The organism is Microbacterium aurantiacum (genome assembly GCF_031625015.1).
GTDB lineage: Bacteria > Actinomycetota > Actinomycetes > Actinomycetales > Microbacteriaceae > Microbacterium > Microbacterium aurantiacum.
This window is the reverse complement of the sequence record NZ_JAHWXH010000001.1, coordinates 905,545-923,071: the sequence shown is the minus strand read 5'-3', so window position 1 is coordinate 923,071 and position 17,527 is coordinate 905,545. Positions and strand designations below refer to the sequence as shown.

Sequence of the window (17,527 nt, the reverse complement as noted above, 5' to 3'; positions counted from 1 at the left end):
GGACTCAGGCCTTCGCAGCCTTGGCGGGTGCGGCAGCCTTACGGGCGGCCTTGGCCTCGGCGCGCTCCTTCTCAGCGGCGACCTGCGCGATGGCCTCCTCGGCCCGGAGGACCTTGGTGCGCATGATCTGCTCGTTGAGGTTCAGCTGACGGTCCAGCTCGGCGGTCGTCGCGCTGGTGGCGGTGAAGTTGACGACGGCGTAGATGCCCTCGTTCTTCTTCTGGATCTCGTACGCCAGGCGGCGACGACCCCAGATATCGATGTTCTCGATCGTGCCACCGTCGGTCGTGATGACCTTGAGGAACTTGTCGAGGGCCACGGGAACCTGGCGCTCGTCGATCTCGGGGTTCAGGATGAGCATGAGCTCGTACTGGTGCGAGTGCGTCACTAACCCACCTCCTTCGGACTAGAACGGCTGCCGGGCATTTCCCGACAGCAGGAGGGTGTGTTGCACGTCATCCGAGGACGCGCGCGAGTGCACGGTCATGCGGACAACCCTCCTATGGTAGCGGATATGCCTTCCCCGCGCGAAAGGATGCCGTCGTGACCGCGTCACCGTCCCCGACCGGGGTGTTCGATCCCCGCCCGCTGACCGACCCGGTCGACCGCGCCGCCGTGCGCGCGCACGCGGCGGCGCGGCGGGAGCGGGGCGCGTCGACGGGCGGATTCCGGATGCCGCAGATCGTCGGCGTGATCCTCGCCGTCGTGTTCGCCGGGTTCTTCGTGTGGATCGGCGCGACGATCCTCTCCGCGGTGCTGTCGGTCTTCTTCGGCATGGGAAGCGGCGCGCTGACCGACGTCCTGCTCGTCCTGGTGGGCGTGGGCATCCCGGTGCTTGCGATCGCTGCCTTCGTGGGCGCCGTGGTGGTGATCGTCTACCGCACGTACTTCGGATCGGCCGCCCGCGCGTACCGCCTCGACCGTTTCGCGCAGGCGAACGGGATGAGCTTCGTGGGGGAGGTGTCGGCGCCGCCGCTGCCGGGCATGATCTTCTCGCTCGGTCGTGCCCGCAGCGCCGACGACGTCCTGCGCGGCGAGCGCCCGCGATGGGTCGAGTTCGGCAACTACCGCTACACGACCGGATCGGGGAAGAACAGTCGCACCCACCGCTGGGGGTACGTGGCGGTGAAGCTCGACACTCCGCTGCCGCACATCGTCCTGGACGCCGTGGGCAATAACGGGCTGTTCGGCTCGAACCTCCCGCAGTCGTTCGAGAAGGAGCAGCGCCTGGGGCTCGAGGGCGACTTCGACCGCTACTTCTCGCTGTACTGCCCGACCGGGTACGAGCGGGATGCGCTGTACCTGTTCACGCCGGATGTCATGGCGCGCTTCATCGACAACGCCGCCGCCCTCGACGTCGAGATCGTCGACGACTGGCTGTTCCTCTACTCGCACCGCTCGTTCTCGACGCTCGATCCGGCGACGTGGGCGTGGCTCTTCTCGGCGGTCGGCGCGCTGCTGGACAAGCTCGACCAGTGGGCGCGGTGGCGCGACGACCGTCTGGCCGCGGAACGTGCGGCCGGCGCCGCCGGCGCTCCCGCGCACGACTCGCTGCCGTTCGCGACACCCCTGGAGGGGCTTCGCCCGCCGCCCGGCGTCGCCGCTCCCGGAAAGCGACTGCGACGCCGCTTCTCGTGGCTGTCGATCGTCGCCGTCGTCGGCCTCGTGCTCTTCTGGCTGCTCGAGGTGGTCTGGAACGCCTTGTAGCGCTCAACCCAGTCCCGCTCAGGCTTCGGGGATCGGCTGCTCGCGCACCCGCATCGCGCCGGCCCCTGAGGGCTCCTCGCCGATCTGCACGCGCTGCAGGGGGAGCGCCTCGGGGTGAGCGGTGCGGACCCACTCGGCGAGCTTCTCGCGCACGAGGCACCGCAGATCCCAGAGCTGGCCGGAGTCGCTGGCGCTCACGACGACGCGCACCTGCAGCATCCCGCCGACGGCATCCGTCACCTGCACGCTGTGCGACGCGCGGTCCCACAGCTCGGTCTCGGTGAGGATCCGCTCGAGCTCACCGCGCATCTGCTCGACCGGCACGCGCCAGTCCAGATCGAAGTAGACCGTGCCGAGGAGCGCCCGGCCGAGCTTCGTCCAGTTCTCGAAGGGATTGGTCGTGAAGTAGGTGCAGGGGAGCACGAGGGTCCGCTGATCCCACAGCTCCAGGACGACGTAGCTGAGGGTGATCTCGTTGATCCGACCGAACTCGCCCTCGACCACGACGACGTCGCCGACGCGGATCGCCTCGCTGAAGGCGAGCTGCACCCCGGCGAAGAGGTTGCTCAGCACCGACTGGGCGGCCAGGCCCGCGACGATCGACGCGATGCCGGCCGACGCCAGGACGCTCGCGCCGACCGCACGCACCGCGTCGAAGGTCATGAGGATCGCTCCGGCCGCGACGACCACGATCACCACGATCACAAGGCGTCGGACGATCTGCAGCTGCGTGCGGATCTTGCGGGCCGAGAACGTGTCGCTCTCGACGAGGCGGTAGCGCTGGCTGCCGCTGTCGATGAAGAAGAGGAACAGCTGAGCGAGCAGCCAGGCCCCCGAGATGATGATCAGGATGCCGAAGACGTGCGTCAGTCCGCCGCGGAGGTCGTCGTCCACCGGCAGCGCCGACATCGAGACCGCGAGCGCGAGGATCAGCAGGGTGATCCGGAACGGCCACCGCACGCGTTCACTGAGCCGGCTCGCCCAGCTCTTGCGCCGCCCGATCAGGTTCAGGGCGACGGCGACCACGACCATGACCGCGATCACGACGGCCAGGGCGGCGCCCGCGACGATGGCGAATCCGGTCCAGGTCTGCCAGTTCTGCTCGATCTCTTCGGTCACGCGTGTCCTTCCGGGGTGATGCGTCCACGGTAGAGCCCCGCCCCGGGGAGGGGGCAAGCGGACGGCGGCGATATCGCGCGACGCGAACAGACACGCCGTGAGGCGGCGTGCGAGGCGCGCGTCACGACGCCCGGCGCCACCCGTCGCCGTCGCGCTCGATCGCGCCCGCCGCTGCGAACGCCTCCAGCCAGCCCTCCATCGGCCACGTGCCCCAGCGCTCGGCGAAGATCCGGCCGTTGCGGAGGATGTCGTCGAGGTGGCGCCACGGCGGCGTCCCCGATGGATGCCACTGGTGGTACGCGTGCGCTCCGCCGACCCAGGTGAGGGCCACGCCGCGCTCCCGGGCGCGGAACGCGAAGTCGGTGTCTTCGGCGCCGTAGCCCTCGTAGGCCTCGTCGAATCCGCCGATCCGCTCCCATACCCGCGGGGTGACCGCGAAGGAGAGCGACCAGAAGAGCGCGTAGTCCGTCGGCGCGGCGTGGGCCAGGGCGCCGGGAGCCGGATCGGGCCGTGCGGGGTGCGGGCGGGTCAGGGCGGGGAGGTCGGCGAGCGCGTTCGGGCGCTGCACGCTGGCGAGGTAGGTCACCGGGCCCGCGAGGAGGTCGTCGGGGCGCCGGCGCGCGGCATCCGTGGAGAGAGGCAGGAGATCGGGTCCGGGCAGGCAGTCGACGTCGAGGAAGAGGAGCAGGTCTGCGCCGGCCTCGATCGCGCGGCGGGCGGCGGCGTTGCGCGCGGCGCCGACCCGCATCCCGTGGGCGCCGGGTGGGAGGTGGAGGACGGTGGCGTTCCCGACTTCGTGCGGCGCCGCGTCGTCGAGCCAGACCTCGATGCGGAGGAGGTCGATCCCGGCGGCGGACGTCTCGCTCTGCGCCTCGCGCAGGAAGCGCCGCTGCCGGTGCAGGTGCGCGAGGCGCGCGGACGAGGCCGTCGTGATGACGGCCACCCGCGTCGTCATGACGCCTCCTCGATGGCCCGGGCGGCACGCTGCGCGGCGCCGGTCACGCGCCACGACGTCCAGTCGGGCGCGCCGGAGACGCATGTCGCGGCCCGCTCGATCAGGTCGGCGAGATCGTCGGAGGAGACGGTGTCGGGTGCGGTGAGCGCGAGGCCGCGGGCGGCGATGACCCGCGCGGTGTGCCGCTGCTCATCGAAGGGCCGGTCCTGCGCGATGACGACCGCGGCGACGCCGGCGGCGGCGAGGTCGGCGATGCTGTTCTGCCCGGCGGCACTGACCACGACTGTGCTCCGCCGGAGCGCCGACCACACGTCGTCCACGCGATCACCGTCATCCCGAGCGCCCGCGAGGTCGGTGAGCCACCCCCGCGCGTGCAGGGCGGCGACCGTCGCCTCCAGCCGCGTGACGTCCACGGTCCGGCCGAGGAACAGGGCACGGTTCGCGCCGCGCGCGGGATCCTCGCTCCTCGCGCCGGAGACGCGACCGTCGAAGCGCGAGATGCCCCCGACGTAGGCGACGCGGTCACCGCGGTCGCGCAGCGCGGCGGCGTCGATGACGCCCTCCGCCCACGGGGCGACGATCCGGTCGGCGAGGTCGTAGGCGAGTCGGTGCGGCGCGTCGGTGCGGTCTCCGGGCTGGGCCATCACGACCGTCCGGACCCCGAGGAGGCGCACGAATGCGGTGACCTCGGCGCTGACGTCGACGACGAACGTCGACACGTCGTTCCCGGCGATCCACTGCGCGATCGTCGCGAGGCGCGCGCGGTGCCCGGGATGTCCGAGCGGCACCCAGTGCAGGGCACCCCGCGCCGTCGGATCGAGCTGCGCCGGATCGACCTCCCCGCCGTCGGGCGTGGGGATCGGGTCCGCGTCGCCGTCGAGCCGCACCCAGGTGATGTCGGTGGGAAGCCCCTCGGGGGCCGCGAGGCTGGAGAACACCGTGACGGGTTCGGTGAGGTACGGCTGCACTGCGCGCATGCGGGTCATGTGTCCGAACCCGTGATGGTGGACGTACCAGCCGATCATGCGCCGACCTGCGCGACGGCTTCGGCGGCGAGACCGCGATGAGGAGCATCGGATGCCGCGTGGAGGAGCACCCGCTCGACCTCGCGCTGTCGGTGCGCGAGCGAGTAACGCGCCTCGGCGGCGCGGCGGACCGCGCGCCGGGTCGCGATGTCGGCGCCCGCCGCCGCGAGCGCAGACGCGGCCCGCGAGAGGGCGACGACGTCGCCGGCCGGGACGACTGCGGTCCCGGGCATCCGGGACAGGACTTCGCGGATGCCGCCGGAGTCGAACGCCGCGACCGGCGTGCCGGTGGCGAGGGCTTCGGCGAGGACGAGGCCGAACGGCTCCGACCACACCGGGGTCACCAGCGCGACCGCCGCCGCGCCCACGAGCGCGTTCAGTTCGGGCTGGCGCAGAGCGCCCGCGTAGCGCGCGTCCGGCCCGAGGAGGGGGCGCACCTCACGCGCGAAGTACCCCTCGTCGCCGATGCGTCCGGCCAGGACGATACGGGCACCTGCGGCGCACGCCGCTCGGATGGCGAGGTGGGGTGCCTTCTCGGGGACGATGCGTCCGGACCACACCCAGTCCGAGCCGCCCGCACCTGCCGTCCAGTGGTCGGTGTCGACGCCGTTGGGGATCACGATGGCATCGATACCCTCGGCCGACCACGCCTGCGCGGTGTACTGGCTGACGGCGAGGAATCGGTGGGGTGCGCCGCTGAGGGCGGCGGCGGCGACGACCATGTCGGGCAGCGGCGGGGTGTGCAGCGTCGTGACGACCGGGATGCCGAGCGTGCGACTCCACCGCACCGGCGCGCCGTGCAGGCTGTGGTTGTCGACGACGTCGATGCCTCCGTCGCGGGCGATGTGGTCGGCGACGCGGGCGAACGCCGCCGCCATCGCCCGCCGGTGTCCTTCGGGGTACTCGCTGTCGGAGGCGTCGGCCGCGCGCGTCCAGCGTGGGCTCGGCAGGTGAAGCGAGGGGTTCGGGCCGAGCAGGTCGGACCCCGCGGCCGCGCACAGCACGACCTCGTGGCCGCGGCTGCGAAGCCACCGCGCGCGATTCCAGACGACGGCCTCGAGCCCTCCGGCGTGCGGCTGGCGCAGCGCGTGTCGTTCCGGAGCGACGAGCAGGACGCGAAGGGGGATCCGCGCGACGCTCACGCGCTCCACCGCTCGGCTCGCGCGACGCGCTGGAGGGCGTCGCGATAGAGCGCGGTGTGCGCGTCGCGGACGGTCTCCCGCTCGGCGAGGCGGTCGTGACGACGACGTTGCACGTCGTCGCGCCGGTTCGTCGACCGGCGGCGACGGGCCTCGTCGACCGCCGCCACAAGGGTCTCCGGGCGGTCGAGGTCGATCGCGAGGAAGTCGGACGGATGCTGTGCCCCGACGCTCCCGACGGGCGTGCCGGCGACGGGCGTCGCCAGATCCCAGCAGAGCTCGACCCAGCCGGAGTGGGTGCCGTGACGGTAGGGAAGCACGAACAGGTCGAGTTGCGCGATCCATCGCTCGACGGCGGCGTCGGACAGCCGGCCGACGCGTTCGATGCGGACCCGATCGCCGGCCGTCGCGATGACCCGCTCCGCGAGCGCCGTGTCGCGGACCCGGTCGTTCATGAGGACGACGACGTCGACCTCGGCGCCGACGAGATCGGCGACGACGGCGAGGGCCCGCACCGCCCCGAGGGCGTCGATGTTGGGACGGAGGTCGCGCACGTGCACGCCGACGCGGACGGGGGACGCGGCATCCGTGACGGGCGAGTCGGTCGCGTGCGTGCCTGTCGGCGCGTCCGGTTCTCCGGTCAGCACGGTCGGGTGGGGGAGGACGGTGCACTCGCGGTTCCAGCGTCGGCGGACCTCGTCGGCCGCGGCATCCGTCAGCGTGATGAGGTGATCGGCGGCCGGGACGAGCGTGTGGAGGATCGCGCGGTACGGCGCCTGGTCGGTGAGCTGGGGGTTGTCGAGGTCGTGCACGGTGTAGACCACCGGGCGCCCGGCCCGGCGCGCGGCGGCGAGGCCGGCGGCGATCTCGTCGCTGTCGAACGACTCGAGCCCGAAGTGGAGATGCAGGATGTCGAACTCGGTCGCGTTGGCGTCGATCCACGCGGGGGTCACCGTCTGCGGCGGCCACCACTGCCCGGCGGGTGCTCCGGGTACGGGCGGATCGGGCAGCAGGTCGACCGTGGCCGGGTCGACCGCGGCCCGGACGTAGGGGTGCTGCGACGGCACGGAGGCCACCCGGATCCGAGAGGGACTGCGGAGTGTGATGTCTGTTCCTTCCTGCGCGCCGGACCCGCGCGCCGCCCACCTCTAGCGCACGGTCGGACAGACCGCAATCCGCAAGGGGAAAAGGGGGACGCCGGAACCGGCGAGGTAGGTTTCACATCATGAGCGGCGCCACGGATATCCCCTACGGGATTGCGGAGATCGACTCCGCGATGCTAGGGCGGAGAAGGCATTACGGCGCCTTCTTCGGGCTCGATCCGCTCCCCGCGCGCTTCGGTGTCGTGGTCGGCAACTGCCAGGCCGAGTCGCTGCGCATCGTGCTCGATGCGCCCGGGCGACCCCTCGTGCGCGTGCCGCCGGTGCACGAGATGTCGGCGGCCGAGGCGGACCGCCTGCACGAGGTCGTCTCTCACGCCGCGTACGTCGTCAGCCAGCCGATCCGCCACGATTACCGGGATCTGCCGCTCGGCACCGCGCAGCTTGCGGGGTCGCTCGCCGCGGGCGCGCGACTGGTCACGGTCCCGTCCGTGCGCTTCACCGGACTGCACCCGTTCCAGGCGGCGATCCGCGTACCCGGAGTGGAGGGCGACCCGCCGCTCGTGGCGTACCACGACGTGCGTCTGCTCGCGGAGGTGGCGGGCTCACCGATGGGGCCGATGCTTCCGCCCGACGGCGTTCGGGCCGTCGCCGACGACGCCCTCGCCGAGCTCCGACGCCGCGAGGCCGATATCGACGTCCCCGTGTCGGACCTGTTCTCGCCGCTCACCGCCGACCACATGCGCACGGTCAATCACCCCGGGAACGCCGTGTGGCTTCCGCTGGCCGCGCGCGTGATCGATGCCCTCGGCCTCGAGGGGGAACCAGCGGATCCCAGTCGCCCGCTCCTCGCGTCGGTGCGGGCGCCGCTCGAGTCCTGGATCGTGGAGGCGTGGGACCTGCTCGACGCCCCGCGCGATCACTGGCTCGTCGACGGGGCGCCGGTGACGACGGATGCCGTGCGCGAGGCGCATCGGGCCTGGTACGCCGCGCACCCCGGCTTCGTCGACGCCGCGATGGCGCGGCTCGCGCCACTCGTACGCCGCTGGAGGACCGCGTGACCGCGCGGGCTGCGCGGGGCGGGGCTGCCCCGGTGATCGTCACCGATCCCGGTCCGCACGGCGTCGCGGTGCACGGGCGGGCGTTCGCGCACGCGGTGACAGCCCTCGATCCCGGCGTGACGGTGTGTGCCCGGGGCGACCTTGCCCGTATCCCGCCGGGCGTTCCTCTCCACGCGCAGTTCACCGATCGGCTCTGGGCGGGGAGCCTGGAGGAGGCGCTCACCGCGTTCGAGGCGGTCGCCGATCGGCATCCGATCTCCGTGACCCTGCACGATGTGCCGCAGGAGTCCGACGGCGAGCGCAACCTGCCGCGGCGCCGCGCGGTGTACGCGGCGGTCGCCGCGCGCGCCCGGGGGGTCGCCGTCAACAGCGCACACGAACGCGCGCTCCTCGCCGAGCACGGCGTGTGGGATGGGGCCGTCGCGGTCATCCCGCTTCCCGTGGGCGCGCCGGCCTCCGGGGAACGCCCGGGTGCGGACGGATCCGTCGGGGTGCTCGGCTACTTCTATCCCGGCAAGGGGCACGATGAGGCGGCCGAGGCGGCGGCCGAGGCCGGGGTGACGCGACTGACGGTCCTCGGGCGCGCGTCCGACGGGCACGCCGACGATCTCGCGGCGTTCGTCGCGCGTGCCGCGGCGTCGGGCGTCGAGGTCGAGGTCACCGGGTGGCTCGACGACGAGGCGATGGCGGCGCGCTGCCGCGCGGTGTCTGTCCCGGTGATCGCGCATCGGCACGTGTCCGCGTCCGGCTCGCTGTCGTCGTGGATCGCGTGGGGACGCCGCCCGGTCGCCGTCGAGAACCGGTACATCACCGAGATGGCGGCGCTCCGGCCGGGGACCATCGCGGTGACGGCGGCCGATCGCCTGGCCGACGGCATCCGCTCGGCGATCGATCAACCGGAGACCACGTGGCACGGGGTCGCGCCGCTGCCGATGGACGCGCGCGACGTCGCCGCTGCGTACCGGGCGTGGTGGGGAGAGCTGACGTGACCGGTGGCGGCCCGGTGGCGTCGGGGATCGTGCCCGGCAACCGATGGGATCTCGTGGGCGACGCGCGCCCGGCCACGCCACCTCGGGTGTCGGTGATCGTCGCCCACTACGACCAGCCCGACGAGCTCGCGCGGACGCTCGCGGCGCTCGCCGCGCAGGACCACCCCGCCGATCGGCTCGAGATCATCGTCGCCGACGACGGGTCGCCGCACCCGGTCAGCGTTCCCGCCAGGGTGCGGGTCGTCCGGCAGGAGGATCGCGGGTTCCGCCTCGCAGCGGTGCGGAACCTCGGCGTCCGCGCGAGCACCGGCGACATCCTGTGCTTCCTCGACGCCGACACCGCGCCCGAGCCGGGGTACATCTCCGCGCTGACCCGGCTTCCCGCTCTGCTTCCGGATGCCGTCACAGTGGGCCGACGGCGCCACGCCGACCTGGCGGGGGTGCCGGTACAGACGCCGGTCGCGGAGGCCGTCCGCGGGCGCGAGCTCGCCGAACCCGCGTGGCTCGCCGATGCCTACGCGCGGTCGCGGAATCTGCTCGACGCCGACGACCGCTCGTATCGGTATGTCATCGGCGCGGTGATCGCGTGTTCCCGGCGGCTCTTCGACGACGTGGGTGGCTTCGACGAATCCTTCACCGCGTACGGCGGCGAGGACTGGGAGTGGGCGCACCGGGCGTGGCAGGCGGGCGCGATGCTGGCGCACGTTCCGGATGCCATCGCCTGGCACGACGGACCCGAATGGGCAGGGCGCGAGGGGTCGGACCGCGAGCGCGCCAATGCGCAGACGCTGCGGCTCGCGGCATCCGTTCCGGTGTCGGGCTCGGCGGGGTTCGGGGTGCGGCGGAGCGTGCCGGATCTCGCCGTGCACCTCACCGGCGAGCACAGCGACGCGTCCCTGTTCGTGTGCGTCGATTCGATCCTCGCGACGTTCCCGCACGCGGTCGTCGTGCTCGACGCGGAGCCGGCGGTCGAGGCGCTGCGGTCGGATGCGCGGGTGCGGGTGCGGGACGGGGGCGAGTCGGGGGGCGGCGCCGTGGATGCGCGGGTGACGTGGACGCTTGACCGGCCGATGCTCGTCGACGATGCGGCGGGTCTCGCGGAGTGCCTCGCGGCGCTCGGAAGCGGAGAGGTCGGGACCATCGAGGTGGAGTCGAGCGGCGGGGTTCTGCGCTCCCGTCGCGCAGAACGTCGCGCGGCGCGATTGTGCACCGAGGTCGGATTCACCTCGGTGCGGCGACGGGTTCCCGGCATCCATCCGCTGCGGCCGGATCCGCACGTCGAGGCCTACGTCGGCGGATGGGGTTCGCTCGACGCGTTCGTCTGAGCGACCTGCGGCGCGGTCGATGCGGGCGTCTCGATCGTCGTCTTTTTGTACGAGAATTCCCTCTGCTGCTCTGGTCAATGTCGTAGCTCTGTTCTATACTGAGGGAACGGAACGCGATCGAGACGAGAAGCCATGAACGACCCCCTCGAGCCGGATGAGGCTCACCGTCGGAAGACGCGGGCGTTCCGGCAGCGCGTGGAGGCGTCCTTCGCGGCGGAGGCGAGGATCCTCGCCGAGCGGGCGGAGATCTACGCCGAGGCGTTCGCGTACACGCAGGAGCAGACCGCGAAGATCCCCTCGGCCACCTCGAGGGAGCGCGACATGCCTCTCCGGGCGATGGCCGCGGAGCTCGGTCCGGCAGTGCACGTCGACGACCGCACGATGCAGACGCATCTGTTCGAGGGGCACCGGCTCCACACGGAGTTCACCGCGACGTGGGAAGCATGGCGGGACGGGAAGATCCAGAAGGCGCACACCCGGGTGATCGTCGAGTTCGGCGCGGAGCTGCACGATCCCGCGGCCCGAGCGGCCTACGAGAACGACGTGCTGGCCTACGCGGTGAAGACGACCGTCGGGCGGGTGAAGCCCTACGCGCAGCAGGTCGCGGACAAGCTCAACCCCGCCACCGTTCAGGAACGGCATGACGTCGCGGTGTGCAAGCGCCGGGTGTGGGTGGAAGACCTGCGCGACGGAATGTCGATGCTCGGTGTGATCGGGCCGTCGTCGGAGATCCACGGGATCTACGACCGCACCACCCAGCAGGGTCGGGAAATCAAGGCGACCGACCTGCGGGCACGGCGGGAGGCGGCCGGGCAGCCGGTCCGGGACGAGGGCGAGCCTGTGTGGTTCGACGAGCGCGGCCTGGATGAGATCCGCGCCGACGTGCTCATGGACATGCTCCTCACCGCCACCCCGACCATCGACCCCACCGGCGGAGGGCTCGGGGCGATCCGCGCCACTGTGCAGGTCAGCATCCCGGCCACAACCCTCGCGGGCACGACGTCGGGTGGGGCGGAGCTGAACGGCAAATGCGCCATCGACCCGACGACGGTGCGAATCCTCACCGGCAACGCTCCCGGCTTCGACCGGGTGTTCCTGCACCCCGTCACCGCCGAAGTCCTCACCACCGATCGGTACACCCCGACCGCGGGCATCCGAAGGTTCCTACAGGCCCGGTATGTGCGGTGCGCGTTCCCCGGCTGCCGGCGACCGGCGATGCGATCCGAGATCGACCATCACCAGGAGTACAGCAAGGGCGGCAAAACCAAGGGCGACAACCTCGGCCCGTGCTGCACCCGCCACCACGTGACCAGGCATGCCGCGGGATGGACCGTCGAACAACTCCCCGGCGGAAGACTGCGATTCACCGCCCCTTCAGGGGCGGTCTACATCGAAGACCCACCACCTCGAGTGATGTTCCTCCCCGACCCCGAACCCGAGCCGGAACCGGAACTCGCGAACGCTCCCTTCTGATCTCGACGTCCGACGCGCCAGCTGCGTCAAGATGGCCCGCGAGGCGTGCAAGGCTGGGGCGCATGAACCGCGCTCAGAAGATCACGGTCACGGTATCGGCCGTCGTCGCAGTGGCCCTTGGTGCCGTCGCGCTTCCCGTGATCGCGCAGATCGGCCAGACGGTGTCGTCGACGGCCGCCGGCGTAGACAAGATGTTCTCCCCAGCCGCTCCGGGGGTCGCCGGGGCCGATGTCGCGACGGCGGAGGTCGTCAGCTCTTCCACCGACGTCGAGCGCAACGAGGACGACTGGTTGAACCGGCCGAAGTCGCACCTCAGCTGCGAGCGGTACACCGACCACGGCGAAAGTGTCTTCGCCAGCGGGGAGATCCTCGAGACCGTCGGCAACCAGGTCCTCACCTACCGCGTCGTGGAGGGCGACACTCTCATCGGCATCATGGAGCGGTTCTGCACTCCGTCGACGGCACACATGTCGGCAGTCGTCAACGGCGAAACGTACTCAGCGGCCGCGCACTTCCACCCCGGCGTCGTACTGTCCCTCCGTAACTACTGATGCCGACCCACACGTCGCACCTCCAGTGACCTAGCGGGATTCGGTCTGACTCTCCGTCCGGGGCGCCAGACCGAAGTGGATGAGCTCCGGGTCGGTCAGCATGCGCGAACGGATGAGGAACCGCATGCCGGTCGGACCCTCGACGCTGAAACCGGCACCGCGGCCGGGAACGACGTCGATGGTGAGGTGCGTGTACTTCCAGTACTCGAACTGCGACTCCGACATGTAGACCTCGATCGGATCGTCGAGACCGGCATCGATGGTCCCGAGGAGGACGTCGCTCGGACCGGTCAGGAACATCCCGACCGGGTAGCACATCGGGGCGCTGCCGTCACAGCATCCGCCCGACTGATGGAACATCAGCTTCCCGTGCTGAGCGGTGAGGGTGCGCAGCAGGGCCGCCGCCGCGTCGGTGACGGCGACCCTGCTCGGAGTGGGCTCAGTGCTCAAAAGAAGCCCATCGCGCCTTCGGCGTACGACACCAGCAGGTTCTTCGTCTGCTGGTAGTGATCGAGCATCTTCAGGTGATTCTCGCGCCCGATGCCGGACTGCTTGTAGCCACCGAACGCCGCGTGCGCCGGGTACTGGTGATAGGTGTTCGTCCACACGCGACCGGCCTCGATCGCGCGACCCGCACGGTAGGCGATGTCACCCGAGCGGCTCCACACACCGGCACCGAGACCGTAGAGGGTGTCGTTGGCGATGTGGATCGCGTCGTCGAAGTCATCGAACGACGTGACAGAGACGACCGGACCGAAGATCTCCTCCTGGAAGATCCGCATGTCGTTCGTGCCCTCGAACACCGTCGGAGCGATGTAGTACCCCTCACTGAGGTCGCCGCCGAGGTCGACGCGCTCCCCACCGGCGAGCAGCTTGGCACCGCCCTCCTTACCGATCTCGATGTACGACAGGATCTTCTCGAGCTGGTCGTTCGACGCCTGCGCACCGATCATCGTGGCCGGGTCCAGCGGGTTTCCCTGCACGATCTTCGACACCCGGTCGAGGCCGTCACCGAGGAATCGGTCATACATCGACCGCTGAATGAGCGCACGCGAGGGACACGTGCACACCTCACCCTGGTTCAGCGCGAAGAACGTGAAACCCTCGAGCGCCTTGTCGTAGTAGGCGTCGTTCTCGCGCGCGACGTCGTCGAAGAAGACGTTGGCGCTCTTGCCCCCGAGTTCGAGCGTCACCGGGATGAGGTTCTGCGAGGCGTACTGCATGATGAGGCGCCCGGTGGTGGTCTCACCGGTGAAGGCGACCTTCCGGATGCGCTTGTGCTGCGCGAGCGGCGCCCCCGCCTCGATACCGAAGCCGTTGACGATGTTCACCACACCCGCCGGCAGCAGGTCGCCGATGATCTCGAACAGGAACAGCAGGGATGCCGGGGTCTGCTCCGCCGGCTTGATGACGACGCAGTTGCCCGCGGCGAGCGCCGGAGCGAGCTTCCACGTCGCCATGAGGATCGGGAAGTTCCAGGGGATGATCTGCCCGACCACACCGAGCGGCTCGTGGAAGTGGTACGCGACGGTGTCTTCGTCGAGCTGGCTGAGCGACCCCTCCTGCGCCCGCAGAACGCCGGCGAAGTAACGGAAGTGGTCGACGGCGAGCGGGATGTCGGCGGCGAGCGTCTCGCGGACGGGCTTGCCGTTCTCCCACGTCTCGGCCACGGCGATCTTCTCGAGGTTCTCCTCGATGCGATCGGCGATCTTGTTGAGGATCACCGCGCGCTCGGCGGGCGTCGTGCGCTTCCACGACTCGAACGCCTTCCAGGCGACATCCACGGCACGGTCGATGTCTTCCACGGTTCCGCGGCCGACCTCGCAGAACGGCTTCCCCGTGACGGGGGAGATGTTCTCGAAGTACTGGCCTTTCACCGGCTCGACGAACTCGCCGCCGATGTAGTGGCCGTAGCGGGAACGGTACTCGGCGACCGATCCGCGCTGTCCGGGGGCGGCGTAGACGCTCGAGACGCCTTCTTCGACGATGGTCATGCTCTCTCCTCGTGTCCTCTTCGACAGGGGGCGCGACGGGCGATGTCGCGCGGTGCGTCGACGCTACGTCGCGGAACGTTGCATCCCGTTGCAACGGTGAGCCGGGCTCATCACCCGTGCGCGGCGAGCCGCTCCAGGCGCGCCACGAGCGGAGCGCGCTTCGGGGAGCGGGCCGGGAGCATCCGCAGACACAGCTCCAACAGCTCCGCGTCGTCGTGCCCGAGGTCGGTGTCGGCGAAGGCGAGGAGGACGTCGACGCTCGCCTCCGTCATCAGCGCGTCGCGAAGCGAGGTGCGCACGGTCTCGCGCACCTCGGCGACCCCCGGCGCGACCGAGTCGGGGAGGACGTCGCCGTGGAAGGCGGCGAGCGCCACCCGATGCGCGCCGCGGTGCAGGAGCGACAGCACCTGGTGGGCGTCGGTCTCGAGCTCCACCGTCAGCCGGTAGGGCCGCGACGCCGGCACGAGGGCGGGCACCGTGCGTTCGAGCGCGCGGCGGAGCCGCACCATCTCGGCGCGGAGGGTGACGGCGGAGGAGCCGGCATCCTCTCCGTAGACGAGGTCGCCGAGGCGCTCCGCCGACAGGCCCTGGCGGTGGGTGGCGAGGACGAGAAGCAGCTCGGCGTGCCGCGGCGACAGCTCGGTCACCGTCTCCGTCCCCTCCCGGGCCACCTCCAGGAGCGCACGGTCGCGACCGAGCACGCGCAGAGTGAACCGGTCGGCCTCGGTCGTCCGCGCGGACGGGCGGGACGAGGGTGGCCGCGACGACGGGCGCGACGCGCGGGCGGCGTCCTGTGCTCGAGCCCGCAACCGGGCGACGAGGAGCTCGCCCTCCACGGCGCGCACCGTGGCGTCCACGAGGAGCTGGGCCTGAGGCGTCACGGCCTCGGCCTCCCCGGTCACATCGATCACCCCCAGGATGCGGCGCGTCTCGGGATCGTGGACGGGCGCCGCCGTGCACGACCAGGGCTGCACGAGCCGGTTGTAGTGCTCGGCGCCGCGGATCTGGACCGACCGGTCGAGGCGGAGCGCCGTGCCGGGTGCGGCCGTGCCGACGGCATCCTCCGACCAGTTCGCCCCCTCCACGAACCCCATGTCCCCCGTGAGGGAACGCACGCGCCGATCGCCCTCCACCCAGAGCAGGCGCCCGGCGGCGTCGCCCACGGCGACGGCCACTCCCGAATCCTCCGGCGTCCCGGGGAGGAGGAGGGCGCGGACCATGTCGATGACGGACGCCAGCGGATGCGCGCGGCGATACTGCTCGAGTTCCTCTGCGGACAGGTCGAGCGGCGGCAGGTCCTCCGCGCCGACGAAACTCTGCAGCGATCGTCGCCACGACTCCCGCACGAGCGGACGGATGTCGGCGAGTCGATGATCCTCCGGATTGCCGGCGACGAGCTCGTCGTGGGCGCGCTCGATCAGCAGGCGCGAGGTGGCGGGTGCGACCTCGAACCGCGCGGACCACGGCGACGTCATGCGGCTCCGATCATCGGCGAAGGAGCGGTGGCGTCGAGTCTAGGTCGGACCGCCCTCGGAGGACAGGGCGCGGGCCATCATGGAGCCATGGCATCCACACGGTCCGTCGCCCAGACCCTCGTCCGCCGCCTGACGCGGTGGGGCGCGGCATCCGTCCTCATCGGCGGTGTCCTCGCGATCGCTCCCCGCTCACGCGCGTTCGGGCTGCAGACGCTGATGTGGGGCGCGATCGACCTCGGCATCGCCGTGTTCACGGGGAAGCGGACGTCGTTGCCGAAGAAGTCCGCCCTCCGCCGCATCCTGCTCGTGAACACCGCGCTCGATGTCGGCTACGTCGCCACCGGGGCCCATCTCGCGGTGCGCACACCCGCGTTCGGCGGCCGGCTCACCGCCGCCGACGCGCGCGGTCACGGGTTGGCGGTCATCATCCAGGGCGCCGCGCTGTTCGTGTTCGATCTCGCCGCGGCCCGCCGCCTCTCGCGCTGACGCGAGGGTAGCGAAGGCCCCCACGGGACGGAAGACCCTGTCGCCGGACGCCGTGACACCTCACTCTGGAAGAGTCCACGAGAGGAGAACGTCATGAAGGCAGTCCAGTATCGCGAGGTCGGCAAGGGTCCGGAGGTCGTGGAGGTCGACGCCCCCGAGCCCGGTCCGGGGCAGATCCGGCTGAAGGTGACCGCTGCGGGGCTCTGCCACTCCGACTGGTTCGTCATGGACCTTCCCGCCGAGCAGTACTCCTACGGACTCCCCCTCACGCTCGGACACGAGGGCGTCGGCGTGGTCGACAAGCTCGGTGCGGGGGTCGAGGGGATCGAGGTCGGCGGATCGTACGCCGTCTACGGTCCCTGGGGGTGCGGCCTGTGCCACGCCTGCGCGACGGGCCGGGAGAACTACTGCCCGAACGCCGCCGAGCTCGGCATCGCCCCTCCCGGGCTCGGGGCCCCCGGCGCGATGGCCGAGTACATGATCGTCGACGACAAGCGGCACCTCATTCCGCTCGGCGACCTCGACCCGGTGCAGACGGTGTCTCTGACGGATGCCGGGCTCACGCCGTACCACGCGGTCAAGAACGCCCTCCCGAAGCTCCGCCCGGGATCGACGGTGCTGGTCATCGGGGTCGGCGGTCTCGGTCACGTCGGCATCCAGATCATCCGCGCCCTCAGCCAGGCCCGCGTCATCGCGGCCGATCTCGGTGAGGACAAGCTCGCCCTCGCCCGCGAGGTCGGCGCCCACGAGACGCTCATCTCGGGCGCCGACACCGCCGACCGCGTGCGGGAGATGACCGGTGGTCGCGGTGTCGACGCCGTCTTCGACTTCGTCGGCGCGGGTCCCACGCTGGAGACGGCACGCGCCGCCGTCGCGGTCGACGGGCACATCGAGATCGTCGGGATCGGCGGCGGCACCCTGACCGCCGGGTTCTTCGCGACGCCCTTCGGAGCGACCGTCCGCGCACCCTATTGGGGTTCGCGGTCGGAGCTGATGGAGGTGCTCGACCTCGCCCGGGCCGGCGCGATCTCGGTCCACGTCGAGACCTTCGGCATCGACGACGCCGTCACCGCTTACGGAAAGCTCCACGACGGCACCGTCCGCGGACGCGCGGTCATCGTGCCCTGA

17 protein-coding genes are annotated in these 17,527 nt (G+C 71.3%); 8 read left to right on the top strand and 9 right to left on the bottom strand.

Annotation, left to right across the window (positions count from 1 at the left end; genetic code table 11):
• Positions 1-4: 4 nt before the first annotated feature.
• Positions 5-361: a 30S ribosomal protein S6 gene (gene rpsF / locus KZC50_RS04360; RefSeq protein ID WP_053546836.1), complete on the bottom strand. Its 357-nt coding sequence runs from the start codon at positions 359-361 to the stop codon at positions 5-7.
• A gap of 182 nt (positions 362-543) precedes the next feature.
• Here rpsF and KZC50_RS04355 point away from each other — a divergent pair, with 182 nt between their 5' ends.
• Entirely contained in the window at positions 544-1,707 is a 1,164-nt protein-coding gene (locus KZC50_RS04355; protein WP_310890730.1) for a hypothetical protein, read from the top strand.
• 18 nt (positions 1,708-1,725) lie between these two features.
• On the opposite strand, the gene KZC50_RS04350 is transcribed toward KZC50_RS04355, so the two are convergent.
• The 5 genes from KZC50_RS04350 to KZC50_RS04330 all read right to left on the bottom strand — a co-directional run bounded on the left by KZC50_RS04350 (position 1,726) and on the right by KZC50_RS04330 (position 7,021).
• Positions 1,726-2,826 carry a mechanosensitive ion channel family protein gene (locus KZC50_RS04350; protein ID WP_310890729.1) on the bottom strand — a complete coding sequence of 367 codons (1,101 nt, stop codon included), beginning with the start codon at positions 2,824-2,826 and terminating at the stop codon, positions 1,726-1,728.
• Positions 2,827-2,947: 121 nt separating this feature from the next.
• Positions 2,948-3,781, bottom strand: coding sequence for a galactosyltransferase-related protein (locus KZC50_RS04345; RefSeq protein ID WP_310890728.1), 834 nt, complete (start codon positions 3,779-3,781; stop codon positions 2,948-2,950).
• Positions 3,778-4,767: a glycosyltransferase gene (locus KZC50_RS04340; protein ID WP_310890727.1), complete on the bottom strand. Its 990-nt coding sequence runs from the start codon at positions 4,765-4,767 to the stop codon at positions 3,778-3,780. The genes KZC50_RS04345 and KZC50_RS04340 overlap by 4 nt, the downstream gene beginning before the upstream one ends.
• Before the next feature lie 35 nt (positions 4,768-4,802).
• A complete protein-coding gene (locus KZC50_RS04335; protein ID WP_310890726.1) occupies positions 4,803-5,948 on the bottom strand; it encodes a glycosyltransferase in 1,146 nt (381 codons plus the stop codon).
• Positions 5,945-7,021: a glycosyltransferase gene (locus KZC50_RS04330; RefSeq protein ID WP_301134237.1), complete on the bottom strand. Its 1,077-nt coding sequence runs from the start codon at positions 7,019-7,021 to the stop codon at positions 5,945-5,947. Before KZC50_RS04330 ends, KZC50_RS04335 begins: the two co-directional genes overlap by 4 nt.
• 149 nt (positions 7,022-7,170) lie before the next feature.
• Here KZC50_RS04330 and KZC50_RS04325 point away from each other — a divergent pair, with 149 nt between their 5' ends.
• The 5 genes from KZC50_RS04325 to KZC50_RS04305 all read left to right on the top strand — a co-directional run bounded on the left by KZC50_RS04325 (position 7,171) and on the right by KZC50_RS04305 (position 12,444).
• Positions 7,171-8,106, top strand: coding sequence for a WcbI family polysaccharide biosynthesis putative acetyltransferase (locus KZC50_RS04325; protein ID WP_310890725.1), 936 nt, complete (start codon positions 7,171-7,173; stop codon positions 8,104-8,106).
• Positions 8,103-9,095, top strand: coding sequence for a hypothetical protein (locus KZC50_RS04320; protein WP_310890724.1), 993 nt, complete (start codon positions 8,103-8,105; stop codon positions 9,093-9,095). Before KZC50_RS04325 ends, KZC50_RS04320 begins: the two co-directional genes overlap by 4 nt.
• On the top strand, positions 9,092-10,420 hold the full coding sequence (locus KZC50_RS04315) for a glycosyltransferase family 2 protein (RefSeq protein WP_310890723.1): 1,329 nt from the start codon (positions 9,092-9,094) through the stop codon (positions 10,418-10,420). Before KZC50_RS04320 ends, KZC50_RS04315 begins: the two co-directional genes overlap by 4 nt.
• 132 nt (positions 10,421-10,552) lie before the next feature.
• Positions 10,553-11,893, top strand: a complete 1,341-nt coding sequence (locus tag KZC50_RS04310) for an HNH endonuclease signature motif containing protein (protein ID WP_310890722.1) — start codon at positions 10,553-10,555, stop codon at positions 11,891-11,893.
• 62 nt (positions 11,894-11,955) lie between these two features.
• Positions 11,956-12,444, top strand: coding sequence for a hypothetical protein (locus KZC50_RS04305; RefSeq protein ID WP_310890721.1), 489 nt, complete (start codon positions 11,956-11,958; stop codon positions 12,442-12,444).
• Between the two features lie 30 nt (positions 12,445-12,474).
• On the opposite strand, the gene KZC50_RS04300 is transcribed toward KZC50_RS04305, so the two are convergent.
• The 3 genes from KZC50_RS04300 to KZC50_RS04290 form a co-directional block, all read right to left on the bottom strand.
• Positions 12,475-12,894 (bottom strand): DUF779 domain-containing protein, encoded by a 420-nt coding sequence (locus tag KZC50_RS04300; RefSeq protein ID WP_310890720.1) that lies wholly within the window; start codon positions 12,892-12,894, stop codon positions 12,475-12,477.
• On the bottom strand, positions 12,891-14,438 hold the full coding sequence (gene exaC / locus KZC50_RS04295; protein ID WP_053546732.1) for an acetaldehyde dehydrogenase ExaC: 1,548 nt from the start codon (positions 14,436-14,438) through the stop codon (positions 12,891-12,893). Before exaC ends, KZC50_RS04300 begins: the two co-directional genes overlap by 4 nt.
• Before the next feature lie 110 nt (positions 14,439-14,548).
• The gene (locus KZC50_RS04290) at positions 14,549-15,913 is read right to left on the bottom strand and encodes a transcriptional regulator (protein WP_310890719.1); all 1,365 of its coding nucleotides are present in this window, start codon (positions 15,911-15,913) and stop codon (positions 14,549-14,551) included.
• Positions 15,914-16,000: 87 nt separating this feature from the next.
• On the opposite strand from KZC50_RS04290, the gene KZC50_RS04285 reads away from it, so the two are divergent.
• Together KZC50_RS04285 and KZC50_RS04280 are read left to right on the top strand one after the other, a co-directional pair.
• Positions 16,001-16,399, top strand: a complete 399-nt coding sequence (locus tag KZC50_RS04285) for a DUF6992 family protein (protein WP_310890718.1) — start codon at positions 16,001-16,003, stop codon at positions 16,397-16,399.
• Between the two features lie 93 nt (positions 16,400-16,492).
• Positions 16,493-17,527 carry an NAD(P)-dependent alcohol dehydrogenase gene (locus tag KZC50_RS04280; protein ID WP_301134246.1) on the top strand — a complete coding sequence of 345 codons (1,035 nt, stop codon included), beginning with the start codon at positions 16,493-16,495 and terminating at the stop codon, positions 17,525-17,527.